Source organism: Myxococcota bacterium, from assembly GCA_039030075.1.
Classification (GTDB): domain Bacteria; phylum Myxococcota_A; class UBA9160; order UBA9160; family SMWR01; genus JAHEJV01.
In genome coordinates, this window is record JBCCEW010000007.1 from 81,088 (window position 1) to 105,845 (window position 24,758).

Consider the following 24,758-nt stretch of genomic DNA (forward strand, 5'->3'; position numbering starts at 1 on the left):
TCGACGACCCTCGCATCAGCCCTCGAGCTGCTCGATGCGCGCGCGGAGCTCCGACATCAGGAAGGGCTTCTCGAGGAACGCCACTCCCTCGTCCCGTTCCTCGGCCGTGCGAATCATCTCCTCGGTGTAGCCCGAGACGAACAGCACCTTGAGATCCGGATGCCGCTGCCGAAACTGGCGCGCCACCTCGGACCCGGAAGCGCCGGGCATGACGATGTCGGTGACCAGGAGATCACAAGGCCCGAGTCCTTCGGCCGCCGCCGTCGCCTCGTCACCGTTCGGGTACGCGGTCACCTCGTACCCCGCGAACTCCAGCGTCGAGACGATCAGCTGGCGTATCGAGCGGTTGTCCTCGACCACGCACGCCCAGCGCGCCTCGCCCGAAGGGGCTTCGCGTCGAGCGTCGGACGCGCGAGACGGGTGCTCGCGCCAGCGCGGCAGGCGCAAGGTGGCCCGGCTCCCTTCGCCGGGCGCGCTCTTCAGCTCGAACTCCCCGCCCATCTGGACGGCGAGCCCGTACACCGTCGAGAGCCCGAGCCCCGCACCCGGGCTGCGCGTCTTCGTGGAGAAGAACGGATCGATCGCGCGGTCGAGGGTTTCGGCGTCCATGCCACGGCCGTCGTCCTCGACCGAGAGCACGACCGCATCGCGGCCGGTTTCGGACAGCGTGCCAGAACGAACGCAGACGCGGACCGTTCCCGACCCATCGCTGGCTTCTCGCGCATTCAAGAGGAGGTGGGTCAGGACCTCTTCCAGCGCGTGCGCACCCGCTCGAATCCAGTGCTCGCCGGGGTCGACGTCGAAGGAGAGGTCGACGGCGTTGCCGACCACTTCGCGGAGCCGGAGACGCAGGGCGTCGAGCTCGGCACCGAACTCCACCGCCCGCTGCCCGAGCGGTTGTCCCTTCGAGAGGCCCATCAACTGGGACGTCAGGCGCGACGCGTTGGCCGTGGCCCGGACGATCTCGTCCCGGCTCGCGCTGGGCTCCAGCAGCCCGGCGTGGCCGCCGATCACGGTCAGCAGATTGTTGAAGTCGTGGGCCACACCGGCGGCCAGGCGCGACACACCCTGCAGTCGATCCGCGGTTTGCTCGCGGGTGCGCCGCCGCCGCTCGCGTTCGATCGGGCGAGTGGCAAACGTCCAACGCGCGGCGTCGCGGTGGACGATCGCGAAGGCTTCGCACCAGTGCCAAAGGCCCGCCTTGTCGATCGCCCGATGCTCTAGACGCGTGGTCACGGCGGTTTCGGTGGCCAGCCGCGAACGCCAGGCCGTGAGCTTCGGCCAATCGTCCGGATGAATGAACTCCGAGAGATCGCGCCCGACGATCTCTTCCGGGTAGAAGTCCGCGATCTTCTTGATGCTGGGGCTGGCGTAGACGATGCGGTCCCCTTCGGTCTCGATGATCCAGTCGAAGGCCGCCTCGCCGAGGCTGCGGAGTCGATCGCGCTCCTCCTGCGCGGTTTCCAGCGCACTGCGACGCTGGTGCTCGATGGCGACACCCGAGAAGCCGAAGGAGGCCGTCAAGAACGTGGCGGTCCAGCCCACCGACGCAAGCTGGGGATCCGTGGCCCGCGCCGCGATGATGGCGATCACCGCCATGCTGGCGAAGGTCCAGAACACACCGGAACGCGGGCCTAGCAGGTAGGCCGCGGTGAAGCCGACCACGCAGATCGAGAATGGGACCGACTCCTCGTTCCCCGCGAAGAGCGGACTGATCGCCACCCCCAGCAGGATCACCGCGAGAAAGAAGTGGGCCGCACTCGCCAGGGAACGGGTGGTGTGGAGGAGCCCCAGGGACAACGAGACAGGCGCCGCCCACGCGAGCACGAACCACGCGCGCATCCCTTCGCCGAGCAGGGTGTGCTGGGTGTAGCTCCAAAGGGCCGATGCCAGTGAAATGAGGACACCGATGGCGAGCAGCTGCGCGCGCCGACGCACCTCGGGTGTCTCGGGACGAAGCGTCGACGGGAGCAACACGTCGATGCTGGACCAGAAACGCGGGGTTCCCATGCTCGCTCGCCCTGTCCCGAGGTTGCCTCAGCGATCGGACAGGGGCGCGTTGCGGGTTGGCCCTGCTTGCCCCTCACCGGTCCGCGGGCTCGATCGTACACCAAGAAGGTCCCCGCCCTGGGTAGAACTACGGCGGGATTGCAGCTCCCCCACGCGACTTCAAGTGGACTGGACCCAGCGGGGGCGAAACAGCCAGGGCAAAACCCGCTGCAACCAAGGGATGGGCAGGAAGGTCGTGAGGCCCCTTGGTGCCGTCGAAGACGGCGAGTCCGGGCAGCACCACGATCTCGGCGAGCAGGACACGTGAGACGCGAGGCCCAGCACGGGCACCTTTCAGAAGGGCCACGCACCGCCGGCCAGCAACACGACGTAGACGACGATCACCCCTCGCGCGAGAACCCGTCGCCACGGCACCGCCGCCACCTTCGATCCTCCTTCCGACCCGCGTCTTCGCGCTCGAGCGACCGCACGGCTGGATTCTCGGGGCGGAAGACCGGCGAGGTCGAGTAAGGGGCGTTCAGCGGGGTCGTCGGTGGGGCGCCGGAGCGGCGCAGCCCCAGCAGAAAACGCCTCGCCTCGGGGCTGTTCCAATCCGCCGGCCCCACGACCGACGCGAGGATGTACCCATCCGGACCAATCACGAAGCTGGTCGGGATGCCGTAGACGCCGAGCGTGGCCGACAAGACATCGTCGACGTCCTCGAAGGCACGCAGATGGGACAGACCCCGCTTGCGAAGGACCCCTTCGACTTCGTCCGCACCGATGTCCTGGACCAAGGCGACCACGCGAATGCCCTGCTTCCCGAGTGACTCTTGCAAGCGGTCGAGTTTCGGCAGCTCGGTTCGGCACACCCCGCACCAGGTCGCCCAGAACGACGCGACGACGACCTGGTCGCGGAACTCCACGAAACCCCACTCGCGCCCGCCGGCCTCGCGGAAGATGTACTCGGGTACCGGAACGGGTTCGGGGAGCACGTGGAGCTGCTGGCCGAACGCGCCCTCCGGTTCGGGGGCAGGTTCGCGGGCGCTCGCCGGGGCGACCGTGAGCAGCGCGAGCACGAGACCGAGCAGCGCGGTTCGGATCCGGAAGTGCATGGGCGGAGGCTAGCGCGAAGCGCAGCGACGCTTCACGCGCCGAAACGGCGGCGCAGTGCCGCCACCAGCGCGGCGTCTGCTCGCTGCGACACCCACTCGAGAGGCGTGCGACCGCGTCGCACCGCGATGAATCCCACCGCCACCAGGAGCAGCGCCGTGATCAGCAGGTTCGGCCACGCGTTGAGTTCCCACTGTCCCTGCCAGACGAAGGGGCGATCCGAGAACGGGAAGAGATAGCTGAGCGTCCACAGCGAGCGTCCCGGTCCCGCCGAGCCGACCAGATCGCCGAGCAGATGGAGATGAAAGGAGACGAACGCGAGCGCCGCGGTGACGGCCCGGCGTTCGGCGACGCAGGCGACGGCCAGACTCAGCGCGACCCCGAAGAAGAGGTTGTGCGCGACGACGTGGTGGTAGGCCGCGTAGAGACCCGCCGACGGGTGCGTCCCGGTCGCGAAGTCGACGAGGATGCCCGCGCCGTCGAGATCGGGGAGCAGGCCGGCGAGCAGGATCCAGCCGCGATCGCGGCGCGGAAGGGGCGTCACTTCGGCGGTGAGCCAACCGACGAGACCGTGGCTGACCGGGTTCACGGGAGATCTCCGGCGCACATCAACCGCTCGCGCACGACGTCCCGAGGATGGAGCTGCCACGGGTAGCGATCGTCCGCGACCTCGACCCAGTGCAGACGTCCGGCGTCGCGCCAGGCATCGAGCACGATCCCGTCGGCAAGCCCGCCGTCCGTGGGAACGACCACCACACTGCTGTGTTCTCGCAACGGGTTCCCGTGGTGGGCGACGGCCCAATGCAGCGAGAGCCCGGAGACACCGAGCGGGGTCAGTGCGTGCAGGAGGTCGCGGGTCCAGTGACAGCACAGGGCACGCTCTCGGAGCCCGAGGTGATAGGCGAGGTTGCCCAGCAGCGGGGAGGCGAGTGGGCGGTAGGCGTCGCGCAGCTCGGCGGTCGCGACGAATGCTCGCTCGGCGAGCGTCGCCGCCTCGAGGCGGTCGACGCCGGGCAGGGATGCCAGCGCTGCGGCGAGCTCGCCCTGCCCTCTCGGGTCGGCCACCTCGGGCGGTCGGAAGCAGGCGAGCACCAGACAGCCCATGCAAAGAACGATGGGAACCCTGCGACCGCCCGCACCCACCCAGCGCCGCTGGCTCATGCGGACACACGCTAGCAGGCGCTGCCATCGCGGATCCGCGACCGCGCCCACCATTCTGCGCCGAACCGATTCCCGCGGGCCCGGCGGGTGACCTTTTCGAGACCCACGGCATTGACCGAGTGGGAGCAGGACCGCTGCGGCGCCCTCGCGCCAGGTGGGTTCCCAAGAGGAGGAAGCATGGATCTCGGAATCATCATTCAGCTCATCAGCGGTGCCGTGGGCGGCAACCTCGCTGGCGCGGCGCTCAAGGAGAACAGCCTCGGAACGCTGGGGAACAGCCTCGCGGGCGTGCTCGGCGGCGGCATCGGCGGCACGGTTCTGGCGGCCCTCGGGATCGGCGGCGGAGGTGCGACCGAGATCGGCGGCATCTTGAGCAGTGTGGCGGGCGGTGGTGTCGGAGGCGCCGCGCTGCTCTCGGTGGTCGGCGTCGTGCGCTCGATGCTGGCGAAGGCCTGAGCGAAAACGTGCGGCGCCCTAGAGGCGCGCCACCGCGACCGCGCAGTGCTTGTAGGAAGGCTGGCGCGAGTAGGGGTCGAAGGCGCGTAGCGTGAGTCGGTTCGTTGCTTCGTGGTGCATCGCCGCGAAGAGCTGACCGGGCTGGACGTTCGGCGTGAGGTAGGCCTCGAACTCGGCCTTGCCCCGGCGCGAGCTCACCTGGACCGGGTCGCCACTCCGGATGCCCAGGTTCTCGGCGTCTTCGGGATGGATCTCGATGCGCGGAACGGCGCTGTGGAGCTTTGCGAGCACGGGCGACCGCTTCGTTCGGGTCTGGGTATGCCACTGGGCCGAGGAGCCCCGCCCGGTGAGCAACACGAACGGGTACCCGGCGTCCGTCGGCTCGGGAACCGCGCGCGGCATCTCGTAGCAGAAGGCCGCGCGCCCTCCTTCTCGCGGGAAGTGTCCGTCGGCGAACAGGCGGCGCTCGGGTGACGAGTCGGGCGACACTTCGGGGAAGGGCCACTGCACACCGCGCGCGGCGTCGAGCGCGCGGTAGCCGTCGATCCCCGAGAAGTTGCAGAAGCGTCCGCGGGAGAGTTCGCGCAGGGCATCGAAGACGTCCTCGGGCGTCTTCCAGCGTTCGAAAAGCTGCGCGCACCCCCAGGCCTCGGCCAGCAGCTGGAAGATGTGGAAGTCCGCCAGCGCCTGCCCCGGCGCGCGCCGCACCTTCTTCACCAGCCCGACCCGGCGCTCCGAGTTGATGAAGGTCCCATCCTTCTCGCCCCACCCGGCAGCGGGGAGCACGAGATCGGCTTGCAGGGCCGTCTCGGTGTCGGCATAGAGGTCCTGGACGACGAGGAAATCCAGGCGCCCGAGCAGCTCGCGGAAATCCTGCTGATCGATCCACGAGTGCGAACCGTTCGTGGCCACGATCCAGAGGCCGCGAATCGTCCCCGAGCGAATCCCTTCGACGATCTGGTCGTAGGCCCAGCCCTTGTGGTCGGGAATCGACGCGGCCGGGATGCCGAGGATCTCGGCGACCTCGCGCCGATGCTCCGGGTCGTGGAACTCGCGTCCACCCAGCAGCGAGGAGGTGTTGCTGAACAGGCGCGACCCCATCGCGTTGCACTGGCCGGTGATCGAGTTCGCGCCGGTGCCCGGCTTTCCGATGTTTCCGGTCAGGAGCGCGAGGTCGATGATCGCCTGGGCCACGCGCACGGCCTCATGGCTCTGATTGACTCCCATCGTCCACCAGAAGCTGACGCGCTTGCCGGCCGCGATCGTGTCGGCGAGGTGCTCGAGACGCTCCGGCGAGAGGCCGGTGCCCTCTGCGACGCTGGCGAGGTCGAACTGGGCGACGAAGCGCTCGAACCCCTCGAAACCCTCGGTGTGCGCGTCGACGAACGCTTCATCGACGGCGCCCCGCTGGATCAGGAGCCGCGCGAGTCCGTAGAAGAGCAGGAGGTCCGACTTCGGTGCCAACGCCAGGTGCTGAGTGGCCGCCATCGCCGTCTCGGTCTTGCGCGGATCGATCACCACGATCTCGGGTGCGTTCGGGTTCCGGCACACCCGCTCCCACAAGATCGGGTGGGCGATGCAGAGGTTCGAGCCGACCAACACGATGACGTCGGACTCCTCGAAGTCCTGGTACGTGTACGGCGGTGCGTCGAAACCGAACGACTCTTTGTAGGCGGTGGCCGCGGTGGCCATGCACTGACGCGTATTGCCGTCGCCGTGGACCATGCCCATGCCGAACTTCGCCAGCGCTCCGAAGTAGGCCAGCTCTTCGGTCGGGATCTGCCCCGTCCCGAGGAACGCCACCGACTCGCGACCGTGTTGCGCCTGGACGTCTCGAACCCGCGCACAGAAGGTGTCGAGCGCCTCCTCCCAGGACACGGGCTGCAGCGTCCCCGTGGCGTCGCGCAAGAGAGGACGGTCCGCACGGTCGGGCGCCGCCATCGGCGTGAGCGCTTCCCAGCCCTTCGGGCATGCCATGCCGAGGTTCACCGGGTATTCGGTGTCGGGCGACAGGTTGATGGCTTCGCCATCGCGTAGATGGACCCGGAGCCCGCAGCCCGTCGAGCAGAAACCGCAGACCGTGGTGGTGGTGCGATCGGGGGCGAGCCGAGACGGCACCTGGCCCAGTCCGAATGCGCCCGGTTCGCGGAGGAGGTCGCGGGTGAGCGGGCCGTCGCGCCGGTGCAGCAGATCCTGCGCTCCCTGAAGAACGCGCTCGGAAACCGATCGGGCCATGGATCCTTCCTCTCGCAGCTCAGGAGCCGGGCATGCGCGGCGCCACCGCGGCCCGGAAGAAGAGATGTCGCTCCAGCCACTCGCCACCCAGGCTGCCGACCAGAGCAAGCGCCGCGATCGCCATCCAAATCGGGTGGGCTCCCGACACGAGCACCCCGCACGCGACGAGGAGCGGCAGGATCACCGTGGCACCCCAGCCCAACCACACGCGCGACGTGGCCTCGCGAGCGAGCGGACCCTCGAGCAAGCGGTTGCGGCGCGCGACCAGCGCGTGCTCCGGGTCGTCGTCGGTGGGTTCGGCCTGGCTGCGCTCGAGGCGCAGCTTCGCCACTCCGAGCGCGGCCCACGCCACCCCGGCCACGACCCCGAGGCTCGGCGCCACCGCCGCGTCGAAGAGGCTGCCCACGCAGAGTCCGGCCACGCCCAGCAGCGCCGTGGTCGCGAAGAAGAGCGGACCGGTGCGACTCCAACGCCAGATGCGACGCGGCGTGTCCGCGTAGATCATCGCGGAGCAGAACACCGCGGCGAGGCCGGTGAGCGCAGCCGCCAGACCCAAACCCGAGACCAGCGCCTCGGGGACCCATGCCTGGAGCTCGGGCCAGAGCCCGGGGAGGACCGCGCTCGCTACGTAGGCCGCCACGATCCCGGCGAACCCGCCGAGCACCAGGATCTCCCGGCTCATCCACGAACGGAACACGCCGAGGATCACCCGGTACGCATACTGCGGGCGCCCGAGATGGAGGTTGGCCACGCCGAGCCCCGCCAAGGTGGCGACGCCCGCGATCGCGAGTCGTGCCAGCGACGGGGCGCTACCAAAGAATCCGAGCAGCGCCTCGATCACGGTCACCCCGACGGCCAGCTGGGTCAGGACCAACATCACCGAGAGCGGATGGTGCGGATCCGCCGGTTCGTCGCGATGGCCGTCCGATGGACGCAGGCCCCCGAGGTCGCGCTCCGTGATGTAGCGGGTGGTCGGCCGCGTCCAGTGCGAGTCCGGGACCGCACCCGGCGTCGCCGGCAGGAGTGCCTCCGGACCGTCCCCCACGGTCACGACGTCGATCGAGATCGCCTCGTTCGGACAGCCCTGGACGCAGGCCGGTGCTTCGCCCACCGACAGCCGATCCGAGCACATGTCGCACTTGCGGACGATACCCATCGTCGCGTCGTACTTCGGAACGTCGTAGGGACACTGCAGGGTGCAGTACTGACAACCGATGCACTGATCGTCCAGGTGGCGGACGATGCCGGTGGTGGCGTCCTTCTCGTAGGCGTTCACTGGACAGCCGTGGAGGCAGGCCGGATCCTCACAGTGGTGGCAGGCGGCGGTCACCGTCTGCAGCTGAGGGCGGACCTCCGTACCGCCGAGCAGCAGCCCGACATCCCGCCAGGTCTCCTCGCTCCCCAACCCGTTCAGGTTGTGGCAGGCGGTGACGCAGGCCTTGCACCCGGTACACGCGTCCAAGTCCACCCGAAAGGCGTACTGCTGTCCGGGTCCGGGCGCGCTCGCCGGGATCAAGTCTTCGTAGTAACGCCTCTGGAGCGGGATCGTGTCCGCGTCGTGCTGCTCACTGAATCGCTCCACCGCCGTCAGGGACTGCTGCTCCTCCAGCAGCAGGTCCACCAGCTTCGGGATCGGGAGTGATTCGGCCGCGGCCATCTGTCGTTCCTCCTCGAGGCGCTAGAACGCGAAGTTCAGCTCCGCCGTCCATCGGACCCGGTTCGCCAACCCCGGCGCGCGCCGGTGCTGGTGGAAGTACCCGTACTTCCCGAGCAGGGTGATGTACTTCCCGATCTTCCGGGTCACGACCGCGTTCACTTCGTGACCGAGGTCGCGCGTCCGGTGGTGGCTGTAGAACTGGTGGAAGATCACCTTTCCCTTGAAGCCCCAGGGCAGATTCGGAGCGATGAAGGCGTAGACATCCTGCAAGCCGTTGACGCCGCCGTTGTTCAGGAAGACGTCGGCGAAGCCGTTGAACTTGTGGGCCGTCGAGAGAGGCGTAGTGAGCCGGGCGGTGCCGTTGTCACTGCCCAACAGCTCGTAGCCGATGCCGATCGCACCGAGGGGTCCGAAGCGCGGGGCGATCTCGCCGTACACGTAGTGCACGCCGAAGTTCACCGGGTTCGTTCCGCCGCTCGTACCGCCGTCGGTCTGGAAGGCGTAGCTGCCCTGGTAGGCGACGCTCCAGTCCTCGTTGATCGGGACGTTTCCGGTGATGCGGCCGCCGAAGGTGTTGGTGGAGAACACCGGGGCAGTGCGGATGTCGAGGATGTAGGTGAAACCGACGACCTTCAGCCAGGACGCCACGGTGAACTCGGCGCGCGCCAGGTGGGAGTTCGACTCGAAGTCACGGGTTCCGGCCCCGGGCAGGCCTTCGTCGCCGAAGATCCGCCGCACGTCGTCGAGGTACGCGTACTCGAGGAGCAACCCTTCGAGACCGAGCGTCGTCTGGATGCGACCCGCGTCGTAGGTCTGCTCGTTCTGCCGCCAGCCGACGTTGCCGATCCAGCGGTCGTCATCGAGCTTGATGCGCTGGCGACCCACGATCGCGTTGAGCCCGAGCCAGTCCTTCCGCTGGAACTTGACGTAGGCCTGGTTCACCTCGGTGTCCTCGACGTCGGCGATCACCGATCGGCCTCGCGTGTTGGGCGCGATCGCATCGAAGTAGGCACCGTTGTCGATGGCGACGATGTTCTCCATCTCGACGAAACCCGAGAGCCCGAACAAGGGCTTCGACCCGTAGCCGAGTCGCGTCCGCACGGTGCCGACGTTCGACCGCTTCAGCCCCGCGAAGTCGGCGTGCGAGTAGCGGGCGCGGAGGTTGAACTTCACGCCTCCCTCGGCCAGCGGGCCCACCCAGCTGTCGATGTCGGTCCAATCGGGCTCGGGCTTCGGAGGCGGCGTCTCCGCTTCGGGCGCCGCGGGCGGATCCGCAGCCACGTCGGGTTTTGCCGCCGGCGGGGACGCCTGGGGCTCCCCCTGCGCGCTGCTGTTGAAACCGATCGCGAAGGCGAGACAGAAAGCGATGCCGTAGGCGAGGAATCGCCGGCTGGACCCGATTCGATCCTGGACAGACATGGTGAGGGACACCCCTATTTAGTGCGACGACGTGGCATCGCGGTGGGACGGACGTAGGGGCGCGCCGCTCGTGAAGTCATCCGGAAGCAGGGCGAACACTTCGCCCTCCCGGATCTCGACTTCGTAGGTCTCGAGCGCGAACTCGGGATCGCTGAGACCGCAACCGTTCTTCAAGGAGAACGTCTTCTTGTGGAGGGGACAGGCGACCTTCGGTTCGCCGGCCTGACTGCCCAACAGGCCCCGACCGATCACCATGTCCTTTCGATGCGGACACATCGCTTGCGTGGCGTACCACTCGCCGCGGCTCTCGAACCGGAACACCGCGATCTGGCGATTGCCCACCTTCACCGTCGAACCGCTGTCCTTCGGGAAGTCTTCGACCCGCGCAAGGTGCACCCAGCTGCGCGATTCCTCCTCGGAATCGGCTGCCGGGGGCTGGGCGTCGGGCCAATCCGACGGCCGACGCTGGCCCCGCTCCTCGACGAACGAGAGCGTGGGGTCGGCCTCGGTATCCGTGGCGAAGTGCCGGAAGAGCGCGCGGCGCTCCGGGTTCTCGACGACTTCTCGCCACTCGCACTGGTAGCTGTCGACCAGTGCCTGCATGTCCCTCTCGAGCTGCTCGCAGATCCCGAGGGCGTCGTCACAGATGACGCGCTTCAGGTACTCGATGCCGCCATCCATCCGCTCGACCCAGCGCGCGGTGCGCTCCAGCGGGTTCGCAGTGTGGATGTAGTACATGAGGAAGCGGTCGATCAGCTGGATCACGCGCTCTTCGTCGACGTCGCTCGCCACCAGATCCGCGTGGCGCGGGTTGGAGCCGCCGTTCCCGCAGAGGTAGAGGTTCCAGCCGTTCTCGGTGGCAATGATCCCGAAGTCCTTGCCCTGGGCTTCGGCGCATTCGCGGATGCACCCCGAGACCGCGCTCTTGAGCTTGTGCGGCGCGCGGAGCCCGCGGTACCGCTCTTCGACGCGAACCGCGAAGCCGACGCTGTCCTGGACGCCGTAGCGACACCAGGTCGACCCGACGCAGCTCTTTACCGTCCGCAACGCCTTGCCGTAGGCGTGACCGCTCTCGAAGCCCGCGTTCACCAGCTCTTCCCAGATCGACGGAAGCTGGTCGACACGAGCGCCCAGCAGATCCACGCGCTGGCCGCCGGTGATCTTGCAGTAGAGGCCGTAGCGCTGGGCCACCTCGCCGAGGAGGATCAGCTTGTCGGGGGTGATCTCGCCGCCCGGGATCCGGGGAATGACCGAGTAGGTCCCGCCCCGCTGGATGTTCGCGAGGAAGCGATCGTTCGTGTCCTGGAGGTTCTGGTGGTTCAGGATCGGATCGTTCCAGGTCGTGGCGAGGATCGAAGCGACCACCGGTCGACAGATCTCGCAGCCCTGCCCCGCCCCGTGGGACGCGAGCAAAGCGCCGTAGCTCTCGATCCGATTGACCTTGATGATCTCGAAGAGCTCCTGACGCGTGAACGCGAAGTGCTCGCAGACGTTCGTGGTGACCTCGCGGCCCGCCTTCTCCAACTCGCGTGCGAGGATCTTCGTCACCTGGGGCAGACAGCCGCCGCAGCCGGTCCCGGCCCGCGTGCAGGCCTTGATCCCGCCGACGGTCGAGAGTTCCTCTTCCGCGATCGCGGCGCGGATCGCTCCGACACTCACGTCGTTGCAGGAACAGATCTGGACGCTGTCGTCGAGTTCCTCGTCGCCCGCTTCGCCGCGCGGCCCGAACAAGAGCTCTTCGCTCGAATCCGGAAGCGGCGCCTCGCTCTTGCACTGCTGCAGGAGCGGCATGAAGCGGTCGGCGTCGCCGACCAGGATGCCGCCCACGAGTCGCTCGCCGTCGCTGCTGTAGAGCAGCTTCTGGTAGACGCCCCGGCGCGGGTCCTCGAAGACTGCGCAGTTTGCCTCGCCGGCTTCGTCGGCGAAGGGATCGCCGAAGCTCGCTACGTCGACCCCCATCAGCTTGAGCTTCGTGGACAAGTCGCCGCCCGCGAAGGCGCGCTCGCCGCCGATCAGCCGATCGACGAGCGCCTCGGCCATCTCGTAGCCCGGCGCGACCAGGCCGTAGATCATCCCGCGATGGACGGCACACTCGCCGATTGCATAGACGCCGGGCTGACTGGTCGCCAGGCCATCGTCGACCACGATCCCGCCGCGCTGGGCCACCTCGAGGCCAGCGGTACGTGCGAGGTCGTCTCGCGGCCGGATGCCCGCGGACACCACGACCATCTCGACCGGGAGATCGTCGCCTTCCTTGAAGCGCAGGCCCGTCACCTGGTCGGCCTCGCCGAGAATGCACTCGGTTCGGACGTCTACGTGGACCTGGACGCCGAGGGCCTCGATCTCACGGGTCAGGAGCGCCGCGCCCCGCGCATCGACCTGACGAGGCATGAGACGCGGCGCGGCCTCGAGCACGTGGGTCTCGAGGCCCATATCGCGGACCGCCTTCGCGGCCTCCAAACCCAGGAGTCCGCCTCCGATGACCGCCGCGCGCCGAGCCTGCTCGCCCCAGGCGGAGATGGCTTCGAGGTCTTCGATGGTGCGGTAGACGAAGACGCCATCCTGGGTCGCCCCGGGAATCGGCGGCACGAAGGGAACCGACCCGGTGGCGAAGCAGAGCACGTCGTAGCCGACGTAGCGTCCCTGGCTCGTATAGAGTTCGCGCTTCTCGAGATCGATCTGCTCGACCCGCTCGCCGAGCCGCAGGTCGATGCCCATCTCCGCGTATGCTTCGGCGGTGGTCAGGGCCAGGTCACCCGCGGACTTTCCCGAGAAGAACTCGGAGAGGTGCACGCGGTCATAGGCCGGCCGCGGCTCCTCGCCGAAGACCTGGATCTCGTAGCGGCCTTCGGCGTCGCGTTCGCGCAGGCGCTCGCAGAAGCGGTGCCCCACCATGCCGTTGCCGATGACGACCACCCGTTCGGGCATGGGTCAGGCCGCCTCTTTCTCGCGATCCTGATCGGCGAGGAAGCCGATCAGGTGCTCTCGATACTTGTAGTAGTCGGGGTGCTCGAGGATCTTCGCGCGATCGCGCGGCCGCGGCAGATCGATCGACAGGATGTCGCCGACCTTCGCCGCGGGCCCGTTGGTCATCATCACCACCCGATCCGACAGGAAGATCGCCTCGTCGACGTCGTGGGTGACCATCAGCGCGGTCTTGCGGTCGCGACTCCACAGCTCGAGGAGCACGTCCTGGAGCTCCATCCGCGTCAGCGAATCGAGCATCCCGAAGGGCTCATCGAGCAGCAATATCTTCGGCGAGAGGGCGAACGCTCGGGCGATGCCAACCCGCTGACACATGCCGCCCGAGAGCTCCTGCGGCGTGCGGTGCATTGCGTCGCGCAGCCCGACTCGCGCGAGGTAGTACTCGGCGATCTCGCGCTGCTGCACTTTCGTGCCGTGCGGGTACACCTGCCGAACGCCGAGCATCACGTTCTCGAATGCCGACATCCAAGGGAGGAGACATGGGGCCTGGAACACGACACCCCGATCCGGTCCAGGCCCCATGATCTCGCGGCCGTCGAGAGCGACGTTTCCGTCGGTGATCTCGTTCAGACCAGCGACCATCGACAGCACCGTCGATTTGCCGCAGCCCGAATGGCCGATCAGTGTGATGAACTCTCCCTGGCGCACCCGGAGGTCGAAGCCATCGACGATGACCGCGGGTCCTGCGGGTGTGGGATACACCTTGCGAAGCTTGACGATCTCGAGAAAGCGTTCCATCGCTTCGCTCCTCTCAGCGCACCATCGGCGCACGCGGCGGCATCAGATCGGCCGGCGCGAGGTCGGGGAGAACGAGTTCTTCGGCCCGGGCGGCGGGCTGGGCGCGACGGCCTTCGGCCACCAGATAGGCCGTGATCTCGTTGCGCAGTTCCTTGAACTCGGGGTTGTGGTTGACCGCCCGCCGATCGCGCGGCCGGGCCAGCGTCACCGGGAAGCTGTCGCCAAGGGTGGCGCGCGGACCGGGACGCAACGGGATGATCCGGTCCGCCAGCAGGATCGCTTCGTCGACGTCGTTGGTGATGAGCACGACGGTCTTGCGATCGCTCTCCCAGATCCGCTCGAGCTCGTCCTGGAGCTCGGCACGGGTCAACGCGTCGAGGGCCGAGAGCGGCTCGTCGAGGAGCAGCATCTTCGGGTCCATCGCGAGGGCCCGTGCGACGGACACGCGCTGCCGCATGCCGCCCGAGAGCTCGGACGGATACTTCCCCTTCGCCGGTAGCAGGTGGACCATGTCGACGTAGCGCTCGACGTGCTCGGCCCTTTCCGCCTTCGACCAGTCGGGACGCACCTGCTTGACGGCGAGCTCGACGTTCTCGAAGACCGTGAGCCACGGCAGCAGCGAGTAGTTCTGGAACACGACGCCGCGGTCCGGCCCCGGCCCGTCGATCGGCTTCCCCTGCAGCGCCACCTCGCCCTGGTCCGGCTCGAGGAGCCCGGACATCATCGAGATCAGCGTGGTCTTCCCGCTGCCCGAGAATCCGACGATGGCCAGGAACTCCCCCTCGTCCATCCGCAGATTGACGTCGTGGAGGACTTCGGTGGCGCCGAAGGACTTGCCGACGCCGGTCATCTCGAAGAAGGGTTCCGCCGCCATCAGGCCGTCGCTCCGCCGTCGAAGCTCACGAGCTTCTGGAGGGTGATCATCAGGCGGTCCAGGGCGAAACCGATCAGGCCGATCGTGAAGACGGCGACCATGATCTGGGCGAGCGTCGAGCTGCTGCCGTTCTGGAACATGTCCCAGACGAACTTCCCGAGGCCCGGGTTCTGAGCCAGCATCTCGGCGGCGATCAACACCATCCAGCCGACTCCCAGCGAGAGCCGCAGGCCGGTGAAGATCAGCGGCAGCGCCGACGGAATCACGATCTTGAACACCTGCGCGGGCCAGGAGAGCCGGAGCACCCGCGCCACGTTCAGGTGATCGCGATCGACCGACGCGACGCCCAGCGCCGTGTTCACCAGCGTCGGCCACAGGGAGCAGAGCGCGACCGTGATGGCCGAGCTCACGAAGGACTTCTCGAAGAGCGGGTCGTCACTCGTGTAGAGCGCACTCACGAGGATCATCACGATCGGAAGCCAGGCCAGCGGCGACACCGGCTTGAAGATCTGGATCAGTGGGTTGAAGGCCGCGTAGAACAGCGTCGACAGCCCGCACAGGATCCCGATCGGCACCGCGATCAGCGATGCGATCAGAAAACCGGCGAAGACCGTCTGCAGGCTCGTGACGATCTGGTCGAAGTAGGTGGGCTTCCCCGAGTAGCTGCGATCCTTCCACTCGCGGCCCTCGGCGAGGTACTTCTCCTTCAGGCCCTCCATGCGCTCGTAGAAGGCGACTTCCTTCGCCCGCTCTGCACGGTGTTCGTCGACGAGCACGCCCGCCTCGTGCCAGACCTCGGCGGGCCCGGGAACCGCGCCAATGCTCGTCTCGATGTTCGACGCCACGAAGGACCAGCCGAGACCGAAGACTGCCAACGCCACGATCGGGATCCCGACCGTGCGCAGGATCTCGCGGAACTGGGCGGCCGGGTCGTCCCCCGTCGCCAACCGCAGGATCGGGACGAAGAAGTCGAGTCCCAGTGACTCGAACCCGTTGATGACGCGCGCTTTCGTAGTCATTTCGATTCCTCGGGGTGTGAATGGGACGCAGGGCGCCCCGTCGCAAGCGGAGTGGTGCTACTCCGAAGCGACCGATTTCGCGGCCTGGTTGCCGACCTTGAACTTCGAGAGGTACGCGTTCGGCTTCTTGCCGTCGTAGACGACGCCATCGATGAAGTCGCCCGTCGGCGCCTTGTAGCCGTCGGTCTGGGGAATCTCGCTGGCGTCGATCTTCCCCTCGGCCACCAACAGCTCGGCCGCCTTTCGGTAGAGGTCGGGTCGGTAGACCTTCTTCGCGACCTCGTCGTACCAGCCGTCGGGCTTCTCTTCGGAGATCTGCCCCCAGCGCCGCATCTGGGTCAGGAACCAGACCGCGTCGCTGTAGAACGGGTACGTCGCGTAGTAGCGATAGAAGACATTGAAGTCGGGCATGCTGCGCTTGTCGCCCTTCTCGAACTCGAAGGTTCCCGTCATGCTGTTCGCGATGACTTCCTCGTCCGCGCCGACGTACTCACTGCGCGAGAGGATCTTCACGGCTTCCTTGCGGTTCGCGGGGGTGGCGTCCAGCCACTTGCCGGCGCGGATCAGCGCCTTGACGATCGCGGTGGTCGTGTTCGGGTTCTTCTCGGTGAACTCCCGCGTCAGCCCGAAGACCTTCTCCGGATTGTTCTTCCAGATCTCGTAGTTGGTGACGACGGGGACGCCGATGCCCTTGAAGACGGCCTGCTGGTTCCAGGGCTCGCCGACGCAGTAGCCCTGGATCGTCCCCTGCTCGAGGGTGGCGGGCATCTGGGGCGGCGGCGTCACCGAGAGCAGCACGTCGGCATTCGTCGTGCCCGTGGTGTCGGTGGGCGTGTAGTAACCGGGGCTGATTCCGGACGCGGCCAGCCAGTAGCGGATCTCGTAGTTGTGGGTGGAGACCGGGAACACCATGCCCATGCGCAGGGGAGTTCCGAGTTCCTTGTACTCCTCGACGACGGGCTTCAGCGCGTCGGCGGTGACCGGGCGCTCGATCTTCGACGCCGCCAGGGCCGGGTCGTGGCTCTTCATCTGGGACCAGATCTCGTTCGAGACCGTGATGCCGTTCCCGTTCAGGTCCATGCTGAAGGGTGTGATGACGTCGGCCTTGGTGCCGATCCCGATCGTCGCGCCGATCGGCTGGCCAGCGAGCATGTGCGCACCGTCGAGCTCGCCGCCGATCACCCGGTCGAGGAGGATCTTCCAGTTCGCCTGCGCTTCGAGGGTCACGAAGAGCCCCTCTTCCTCGAAGTAGCCCTTCTCCTTGGCGATCACGAGCGGCGCGCAGTCGGTGAGCTTGATGAAGCCGAATTTGAGCTCGTCCTTCTCGAGGTCGAGCATCTCTGCGAACGCGGTGTTCGACAGGCACAGCGCGAGCAGGGTGAAGCCGATCGAAAAGGCGCGAGTGAGGGAGGTGCGCAGTCGGTTCATGGTGTTGGGTGCCTCGATCTCGATGGTTTGCGGGAAAACGAAAACGGCGTCCGAGACGGTCGACCTTCGACCGCTTCGGACGCCGTTGTCCGAGAAGCTGCATTCTTGCGGTGTCCGGTTCTTCACCCCCCGTTGGGCTTCAGCGAACCGTTCACCGAACTCGAGGGCTTCAAGAGCAATCCGCGTGCCAACCCCAGGCGCCTCTCGACGCGCTTCGACGCACTGCGTTGCCCAAGCCGGTGGCGCTGCTGCTCAAGAGCCGCGCAGTGCGTGCGCGAAGCGGCACTCTTGTGCCCGAGGCGGCGCGTCAGTTCCGATCGGCGAGTTCGTCGAGCCGAACGCGCAGCGCGGACGTGGGCAATGCCTCGAGGTAGGCGAGCCAGTCGTTCGGATCGAAGCGAAGACCGTCGAAGAACAGATCCGGACCCATCGCGATGGCCTCGGTGCTGGCTTCCAGAGCCCAGGGCGCGGGGTGGCCGCCCTCGGTCTTGTCGTCCTCCAACGGCGCAGGCAGCCCGAGATCCGAGGCCGCGCGGCGGTGCCATTCGGGGCGGTAGACGGACTCGGCGACGTCCCGTACGCAGAAGGGCTTCTCGATGTAGCCCCAGCGCAGCATCTGTCCGAGTAGCCAGACCCCGTGCGAGACCCAGGGATGGGTGGCGGCGTTGCGATAGAAGACGGGCAGGTTGGGCTCGGCGGCACCGGAACGGTCGCCGCACAGCGAGCGCTGGACGGCGTCGCCGGGGGCGTCGACGAAGCTCTCGCCACACAGGACGTAAGAGACTTCCTGGCGATGCTCGGTGGCATCCGCCCAGCACGCGGCCTCCAACAGCGCGCGTAAGAGTGCGAGATGCGTGTTGGGGTGACGCTCGAGCCAGGGTTCGGAGACGCCGAGCAGCTTCTCTGGCGAGTGGTTCCAGATCTGGTGCTTGGTCACGAGGGTGTGCCCGCTGCCGCGCTGGGCCGCGACCGCGTTCCAGGGCTCGCCCACGCAATAGCCATCGATCTCGTCCCGCTCGAGGTGGTCGACCATGAAGGGCGGCGGCACGACCCGCAGCCGCACGTCGTGGGTCGGGTCGATCCCGGCGGCCGCGAGCCAGTACCGAAGCTCCAGATCGTGGCTCGAATACGGAAAGACGACGCCGAAACGCAGCGGCGGCCGCCCCCGTTCTCGGTCCGCGGCAATCAATCGAGCGAGGGTCGCGCCCGCGAGCGCGGGATCCTGGGGAGCGGTGCCCAGCTCGGCCCGGAGGCGCGCGTGCAGATCGGCGGATACGGTGATCGCGTTGCCATTCAGGCTCAAGGAGAGGCCCGTGCACAGCGTGACGCTCGGACTCCCGAGGCCGAGCGCGGCGGCCAATGGCATGGGAGCGAGCATCGGCGCCGCATCCAACGCGCCGGCCACGACCTTGTCGCGCAGGCTGGCCCAGGACGACTCGCGGGAGAGGGTCACGTCGAGGCCGTGCTTGCGAAAGAAGCCACGCTCCTTCGCGATCACCAGGGGAGCGCAATCAGCGAGGGGGATGAAGCCGATCTGGAGGCGCGGCTTTTCGATCCCTTCGGAACCGGCCGCATGGATCCTCGTCTGGACGGGGTCACTCACGTGCGGCCTCCGCGCGGAGGCCGGCCCGAGCTCGCTTCGGGAGCCAACAGCTCGGCCGCCGAAAGCACCGCACGGGCTACGTCGACGATCCGTTTGCCCTGATCCATGGCCAGCTTTCGCATGCTACTGAAGGCCTCCTGCTCGGATTGACCCCGGGTCTCCATCAAGACTCCCTTCGCTTTCTCGATCAGCTTCCTCTCCGCCAGGCTCGACTGGGCCCGCTCGAGCTCGTCGCGGAGCGACTGGAACGTCTCGAAGCGCGCGCAGGCGAGCTCGAGCAGCGGCCGAATCCGCTCGGGCGTGGCGCCCTTCACCACGTACGCAGCCACCCCGGCGCGCACGGCGGTACGCATGCTCTCGGTGTCGCCGTCGTCCACGAACATCACGATCGGACGCGGCTGCTCGCGGTGAATCCGGTGCATGTCCTCGAGCGTGTCGCGCGAGGGCGAATCCATGTCGATCACGACGACGTCGGGCTGCACGCCGCGCAGCGTGGCGTGGAGATCGACGGGGCCGGTGAGCTGTGCCACCACGAGACACCCCGCCTGTTCCAGGTCGCGCGCGAGGTCACGGGCGCGATCGGGCCGATCGTCGACGAGGAGAACACGGAGCTTTTCGGTCACGGATGGTTCCTGGCGGGAGGGATCGCAAGTCACGTGCCGACGCGAACGCGCGCTCCGCGCCTACCACGACTCAGATTGCTCAATCGCTGGGCAGGCACTGCGGTGTGCGCGAGGAATGGCGCGGGCGCGCCGTTCTCAGCCCACTGCATCAGCCGATGCGACGCACGCTCACGTCGACCTCGAGGGCCTGTTCGTCGGGGCCCACGAAGACCCCGCGCAGCGGCTGGACGTCGGTGTAGTCGCGCCCCGCGGCGATGCGCACGTACTGCCAGTCGACGAGCTTGTCGTTGGTGGGGTCGATCCCGACCCATCCCAACCCGGGATGCCACGCCTGGACCCAGGCGTGGCTGGCGGCAGCGCCCTGCACCGCATCGCCTTCGTCGGTGCCGACCGGATCGTAGACGTAGCCGCTGATGTAGCGGCTCGGCACGCCGGCGAGCCGCAGGACGCCCAGCATGGCGTGGGCGAGGTCCTGACAGACGCCGCCCCCCTTCTCGAACAACACCTCGGGGCTCGAGTGCACGTCGGTCGCATCCGGGTCGTAACGAAAGCGCTCGCGGAAGACGCGACCCAGGCCACGCAGCGCATCGAGAAAGGCGTCGCCGTCGAGATCGTTCACCACATCGTGGTCGATCTCGCCGTATGCCTCGAGATAGGGAACCGACGGCGACCAGTGGGTGTACTCGGAGAGGCGTTCCATCCAGTTTCGCGGGTCGTCGCTGGCCTGGGGCCCGCAGCAGACGGCGTCGGTGGTCTCCACCACCGACTCGGAACTGATCGTCAGCTCCGAATGGGGTTCGAGCAAGTTGAAGTGATGGACGTGGCTGCCGAAGTAGTCGAAGTAGCTGCCCAGCGGTGCGGAAGGCGTCACCTCGAGCTTCTGGGTCACGACCCGCTGGAGGCCCGTATCGACCGGGGTCTTGCGCACCTCGCTGTGCGCCTCGACCACCGGCTCGGCGTAGCGCAGCCGGGTGGTGTGCGACACGAGCAAGAGGGCCTTCCCCTTCGGATCCCAAGGCTTCATTGGGGCACCAGGGCCGCGCCAGGTGCGGCGGCGATGGGTGTCGACGCCGGGCGCAGGCTCGTGAAGTACCCGAGCTCCATGCACTCCTCCATCGTGTGGCAGCGCCGGCGCAAGTGCAGCAGCTCGCTCTCGAAGCTACCGCCGGCGATCAACTCGGCGGTGTCGAGATGGTGCAGGTCTTCGAGGGTGCGCCGGAGCTCCTGTGCGAGCCGAATCTGCGCGGGGTTGCTGCCGGCCACCACGTCGAGTGCCCGCTCGAGGTCGCGCAGGGTGCAGGTGAGGGACCGTGGGAAGTCGTCCCGCCGCAGCACGAAGGCCAACACGCGTTCGGGCACGATGCGGGCGTCATAGGCGCGGCGATAGGGCTCGTAGCCGGAGAGCGAGCGCAGCAGCGCCTGCCACTGGTGGATGTCGATGGGCGCGCCCTCGGTATCCGGCGCGAGCGACAGCGCCTTCCGTTTGATCTCGAGGATGCGCCCGATCATCGAGGCGCGTTCGAGGAACTTGCCGATCCGAAGGAACGCCCAGGACTCGCCACGGATCATCGTGTCGTCGGCCAGCCCATGGAAGCCGTCCGCGAACACCTCGATCCGTTGATTGAACTGGGAGCGCCCGATGCGCAGGATCGAGGCGAAACTGAGATCTGCGAGGTCGAGGAAGGTGCGGTTCAGGTGCAGCCACATCTCTTCGCTGATGTGCTCGCGCATCGCACGACCTTCGTCCCGTGCGTCCTGGATGCAACGCCGGACCGAGTGCGGGTGGGTCTCCGAGAGCACCAGACTGTCGTAGAGCGAGCGTTCATCGGGCCGATCCAGCTCACACGCGAAGGATTCCGAGATCGCGAGCCACGCGTTCGATTCGTCGATCGCCGCCCGCTCGAGGTTCATCTTGTGGTTCACCTCAAGAATGCGGACGACGTTCTGAGAGCGCTCGATCGAGCGGCCCAGCTCATAGAGACCGCGCGCGATACGGCTGAGCATCATGGCGTCGGACCGTCGTCGTAGAGCACCCAGGTGTCCTTGCTGCCGCCGCCCTGGGAGGAGTTGACCACCAGACTGCCCTCGCGGAGCGCGACGCGCGTGAGCCCGCCGGGCAGGACGTCGATGCGCTCGCTGGAGCGGCACACGGCGAACGGGCGCAGGTCGACGTGGCGCGGCGCCACTTCGAGTTCCTTGCCGCGCACGAGTGTCGGCAGGGTGGAGAGTTTCTGGATGGGCTGAGCGATGAATCGGTCCGGAGCCTCGCGGACTCGGACGCGGCCCTCTTCGAGCTCGGCCTGTGAGGCCGCGGAACCCACCAGCAACCCGTAGCCGCCGGAGCCGTCGGTGGGCTTGAGCACCAGCTCGTCCAGATGATCGAGGACGTAGGACCGGTCTTCGGGCTCGCGGCAGAGGTAGGTGGGGACCTGGGCGAGGATGGGTTCCTCGCTCAGGTAGTAGCGGATTGCCTGGGGCACATAGGCGTACATCGCCTTGTCGTCGACCACGCCGGCTCCGGGCGCGTTCGCGAGCACGAGTTGCCCACTGCGGTAGGCGCTCATCAGCCCGGGAACGCCGAGGACCGAGTCTGACCGGAACGCGATGGGATCGAGGAAGGCATCGTCGACGCGCCGGTAGAGCACGTCGACGGGACGCAGACCGCCGGTCGTCTTCATGTAGAGACGTTCCCCGTCGACCACCAGGTCGCGCCCCTCGACGAGCTGCACGCCCATCTGGGCGGCCAGAAAGGAGTGCTCGAAGTAGGCCGAGTTGTAGATGCCCGGCGTGAGTACGGCGATGGTCGGGTTGGGGGTCTCGGCGACGGCGCGGAGCCCATCCAGCAGCGTTTGGGGATAGTGATCGACGGGCCGCACTCGGTAGCGCTGCAGGAGGTCGGGCAGCACGCGGGAGCTGACGATGCGGTTCTCGAGCACGTAGGAAACGCCCGATGGTACGCGCAGGTTGTCCTCGAGCACGCGCGGGACGCCGTCCTCGTCTTCGATGAGATCGGTTCCCGAAACGTGGATGAAGACGTCGCCCGGCACCTTCGTCCCGACCATCGCCCGACAGAAGTGCGGAGACCGTACGACCAGCTCGGTCGGGATCACGCCATCCTTCAGGATCTTCTGGTCGCCATAGAGATCGTGAAGGAAGAGGTTCAGCGCGCGAATGCGCTGCTGGAGCCCGGCTTCGATGTGTGCCCAGCGCTCGGCGGTCACGATCCGCGGAATCACGTCGAGGGGAAAGATCTTCTCCGTGCCCCGGTCGTCGGAGTAGACCGTGAAGGTGATGCCCTGGTTGAGCAGGGAGAGTTCCGCGTCGCGCTGGACCGCTTGGAGACCTCTGGGTCCCATCCGCTCCAGGTGCTCCCAGAGCGCGCGGCACGACGTGTGAGGCGCGCCATCGGCACCGACGACGCCGTCGTGGTGCTCCGACACGACTCGGTACGGCAGCGACGCCGGCGCGCGGGATTCGGGGTCGAGGGGTTGCAAGCCGCCCGGCATGCGCGACCTACTCGCAAAGGGTGTGCCGAAAGCCGATCGGGTGGGTCGAGGCGCGTTCGCGCCGATATCGACCCGATCGGGTCGTATTTTGCGCTCCGGGCCGTCGGAGGCCTGCCCGTTGTTTCGGCAGCCGTGCCCAGTGCCGCCCGCCTGAGAGCGCGCCGAACGAGGCGCCGGGTCCATCGATGGGGTCGCCGCTCCGGTGAGAGGGCGTGAGACGTCTGCACACGCGCAGCGAATCGCGCGTCGGGACGACTGCGTCCGGGCACGGGTGTTGCAATCGCAGTCGAGTCTCAAGAGGTGGGAGGGTCGCGAGCGTCGGACCTGGACCACCACCGACAAGGGGGATCGAGATGGCGCGCTACGCCTACGAGCGACTGTCCGCACAGGACGCCACCTTCTTGTACGCCGAGGGTCCCAACCAGCCCATGCACGTGGGGGCGGTCGCGATCTTCGAAGCCGAACCGCTGTGCACCGATACCGGCAGCATCGACATCGACCTCTACCGCCGGGCCATCGAGGGCGTGCTCCACTGGATCCCCCGCTATCGGCAGAAGCTCGCGTACACGCCGGTCGAGGGCTGGCCGATCTGGGTCGACGATCGGCGCTTCGACCTCGGCTACCACATTCGCCACATCGCCCTCCCGAAGCCGGGGAGCCAGGCCCAGCTGAAGGAGCTCACGGCGCGCATTCATGCGCGGGCCCTGGACCGCCGCCACCCACTCTGGGAGATCTGGGTGATCGAAGGCGTCGAGAACGGGAGCCAGGTCGCGATCCTCAACAAGATCCACCACTGCATGATCGACGGTGCGGCGGGCGCGGACCTTTCGCAGATCTTGATGTCGGCGTCGCCGCGGCTGGAGATCCCGGAGCCCGTGCCCTTCATGCCGCGTCCGGAGCCGACGACCCCCGAGCTGCTGGCCGACGCCGTGCGGGTCGGGCTGAAGCGCCCGTTCTCGGCGATCGCCGGGCTCGCCGGAAGCGAGCCTCCGGTCGCCGAAACCCCGGAAGGTCCCGGCTGGGGGGAACGCCTCCAGTCCCTCGGTCGCATGCTCGAGTACGCGTTGCGTCCGGCTTCGGAAACGCCCCTCAACGGCGACCTCGGCCCCCACCGTCGGCTCGACTGGTTGACGATGCCGATGTCGGATCTCGCCGACGTCAGCCGAGAACTCGGCTGCACGATGAACGACGTCGTGCTGACCACGGTGTGCGGTGCCGTCCGGAGGTACCTGTTCCGACGCCGGGTCGACTACCGCAACCTCGACTTCCGCGTCGCCGCGCCGGTGAGCACGCGCGAGAAGGGACACGACCGGCGCCAGGGGAACCACGTCTCCACCTGGATCGTGCCCCTCCCCCTGCAGATCGACGAACCGCTCCAGCAGCTCGCCGCGATCCAGGAGACGACCCGTGCGCTCAAGAAGGAGCGCGCCGCCCTCGCCGTCGACACCCTGATGCTCGCGGCGGAGTGGCTACCGACGCCCGTTCTCGAGCGCAGCGTCGCGCTCGCCCAGGGGCCCGCGAACATGATCGTCACCAACGTGCCCGGCCCCCAGTTCCCGCTCTACGCGGTGGGGGCGCGCATGTACGGGATGTATCCGCTCGTGCCCCTGCTACCCGGCGGTGGTCTCGGTGTGGCCCTGTTCAGCTACGAGGGGAAGCTCTGCTGGGGCTTCAACGCCGACCACGAGCTGGTCCCCGACGTCGCGCGCTTCGTCGACGACGTACGGGTGTCCTTCGAGGCCTTGCGTTCGGCCGCGGTGACCGAGTTCATGGCTCGCCGCACCGGAACCGAAGCGCCGAGCGAACCCGCGGATTCCGAGGCCGGGACGCGCGCGAAGCCCACCCGCGCGCGCAAGCGTCAGGGTTCGAAACGCAAGCGTCGCACCCGGGAGAGCCCGGCCCCCGCCTACGACGACCTGGCCGCGAGCGAACCCGCCGTCGCCCACTGAGGA

17 protein-coding genes and 1 pseudogene are annotated in these 24,758 nt (G+C 67.8%); 2 read left to right on the plus strand and 16 right to left on the minus strand.

Features of this window, described 5'->3' with window-relative positions; genetic code table 11:
- Window positions 1-15 precede the first annotated feature (15 nt).
- The 4 genes from AAF430_09605 to AAF430_09620 all read right to left on the minus strand — a co-directional run bounded on the left by AAF430_09605 (window position 16) and on the right by AAF430_09620 (window position 4,263).
- Complete coding sequence (locus AAF430_09605; protein MEM7410474.1) at window positions 16-2,010, minus strand: ATP-binding protein; 1,995 nt, start codon at window positions 2,008-2,010, stop codon at window positions 16-18.
- Between the two features lie 380 nt (window positions 2,011-2,390).
- Complete coding sequence (locus AAF430_09610; protein ID MEM7410475.1) at window positions 2,391-3,104, minus strand: TlpA disulfide reductase family protein; 714 nt, start codon at window positions 3,102-3,104, stop codon at window positions 2,391-2,393.
- A 32-nt stretch (window positions 3,105-3,136) separates the two neighbouring features.
- Window positions 3,137-3,691, minus strand: a complete 555-nt coding sequence (locus tag AAF430_09615; GenBank protein MEM7410476.1) for a metal-dependent hydrolase — start codon at window positions 3,689-3,691, stop codon at window positions 3,137-3,139.
- Window positions 3,688-4,263 carry a hypothetical protein gene (locus AAF430_09620; protein MEM7410477.1) on the minus strand — a complete coding sequence of 192 codons (576 nt, stop codon included), beginning with the start codon at window positions 4,261-4,263 and terminating at the stop codon, window positions 3,688-3,690. Before AAF430_09620 ends, AAF430_09615 begins: the two co-directional genes overlap by 4 nt.
- Before the next feature lie 177 nt (window positions 4,264-4,440).
- Between AAF430_09620 and AAF430_09625 the strand changes: the two genes are divergently transcribed.
- A complete protein-coding gene (locus AAF430_09625; GenBank protein MEM7410478.1) occupies window positions 4,441-4,719 on the plus strand; it encodes a hypothetical protein in 279 nt (92 codons plus the stop codon).
- An 18-nt stretch (window positions 4,720-4,737) separates the two neighbouring features.
- Here AAF430_09625 and AAF430_09630 read toward each other — a convergent pair whose 3' ends face one another.
- The 12 genes and pseudogenes from AAF430_09630 to AAF430_09685 all read right to left on the minus strand — a co-directional run bounded on the left by AAF430_09630 (window position 4,738) and on the right by AAF430_09685 (window position 22,806).
- Window positions 4,738-6,954 carry a nitrate reductase gene (locus tag AAF430_09630; GenBank protein MEM7410479.1) on the minus strand — a complete coding sequence of 739 codons (2,217 nt, stop codon included), beginning with the start codon at window positions 6,952-6,954 and terminating at the stop codon, window positions 4,738-4,740.
- Between the two features lie 19 nt (window positions 6,955-6,973).
- Entirely contained in the window at window positions 6,974-8,611 is a 1,638-nt protein-coding gene (locus AAF430_09635) for a DmsC/YnfH family molybdoenzyme membrane anchor subunit (GenBank protein MEM7410480.1), read from the minus strand.
- A gap of 21 nt (window positions 8,612-8,632) precedes the next feature.
- Complete coding sequence (locus AAF430_09640) at window positions 8,633-10,030, minus strand: alginate export family protein (GenBank protein MEM7410481.1); 1,398 nt, start codon at window positions 10,028-10,030, stop codon at window positions 8,633-8,635.
- Between the two features lie 18 nt (window positions 10,031-10,048).
- Window positions 10,049-12,958 (minus strand): nitrite reductase large subunit NirB, encoded by a 2,910-nt coding sequence (gene nirB, locus AAF430_09645; GenBank protein ID MEM7410482.1) that lies wholly within the window; start codon window positions 12,956-12,958, stop codon window positions 10,049-10,051.
- 3 nt (window positions 12,959-12,961) lie between these two features.
- Window positions 12,962-14,627 (minus strand): annotated as a pseudogene (locus AAF430_09650) (ABC transporter ATP-binding protein).
- A complete protein-coding gene (locus tag AAF430_09655; protein MEM7410483.1) occupies window positions 14,627-15,646 on the minus strand; it encodes an ABC transporter permease in 1,020 nt (339 codons plus the stop codon). Before AAF430_09655 ends, AAF430_09650 begins: the two are co-directional and overlap by 1 nt.
- Before the next feature lie 57 nt (window positions 15,647-15,703).
- Complete coding sequence (locus AAF430_09660; protein ID MEM7410484.1) at window positions 15,704-17,074, minus strand: CmpA/NrtA family ABC transporter substrate-binding protein; 1,371 nt, start codon at window positions 17,072-17,074, stop codon at window positions 15,704-15,706.
- Between the two features lie 307 nt (window positions 17,075-17,381).
- On the minus strand, window positions 17,382-18,677 hold the full coding sequence (locus tag AAF430_09665) for a CmpA/NrtA family ABC transporter substrate-binding protein (protein MEM7410485.1): 1,296 nt from the start codon (window positions 18,675-18,677) through the stop codon (window positions 17,382-17,384).
- Complete coding sequence (locus AAF430_09670; protein ID MEM7410486.1) at window positions 18,674-19,300, minus strand: ANTAR domain-containing protein; 627 nt, start codon at window positions 19,298-19,300, stop codon at window positions 18,674-18,676. Before AAF430_09670 ends, AAF430_09665 begins: the two co-directional genes overlap by 4 nt.
- A gap of 148 nt (window positions 19,301-19,448) precedes the next feature.
- The gene (locus AAF430_09675) at window positions 19,449-20,324 is read right to left on the minus strand and encodes a transglutaminase family protein (protein ID MEM7410487.1); all 876 of its coding nucleotides are present in this window, start codon (window positions 20,322-20,324) and stop codon (window positions 19,449-19,451) included.
- Window positions 20,321-21,307: an alpha-E domain-containing protein gene (locus tag AAF430_09680; GenBank protein ID MEM7410488.1), complete on the minus strand. Its 987-nt coding sequence runs from the start codon at window positions 21,305-21,307 to the stop codon at window positions 20,321-20,323. Before AAF430_09680 ends, AAF430_09675 begins: the two co-directional genes overlap by 4 nt.
- A complete protein-coding gene (locus tag AAF430_09685; protein MEM7410489.1) occupies window positions 21,304-22,806 on the minus strand; it encodes a circularly permuted type 2 ATP-grasp protein in 1,503 nt (500 codons plus the stop codon). The genes AAF430_09680 and AAF430_09685 overlap by 4 nt, the downstream gene beginning before the upstream one ends.
- Before the next feature lie 353 nt (window positions 22,807-23,159).
- Between AAF430_09685 and AAF430_09690 the strand changes: the two genes are divergently transcribed.
- Window positions 23,160-24,755, plus strand: coding sequence for a wax ester/triacylglycerol synthase family O-acyltransferase (locus AAF430_09690; GenBank protein MEM7410490.1), 1,596 nt, complete (start codon window positions 23,160-23,162; stop codon window positions 24,753-24,755).
- The last annotated feature ends 3 nt before the right edge of the window (window positions 24,756-24,758 follow it).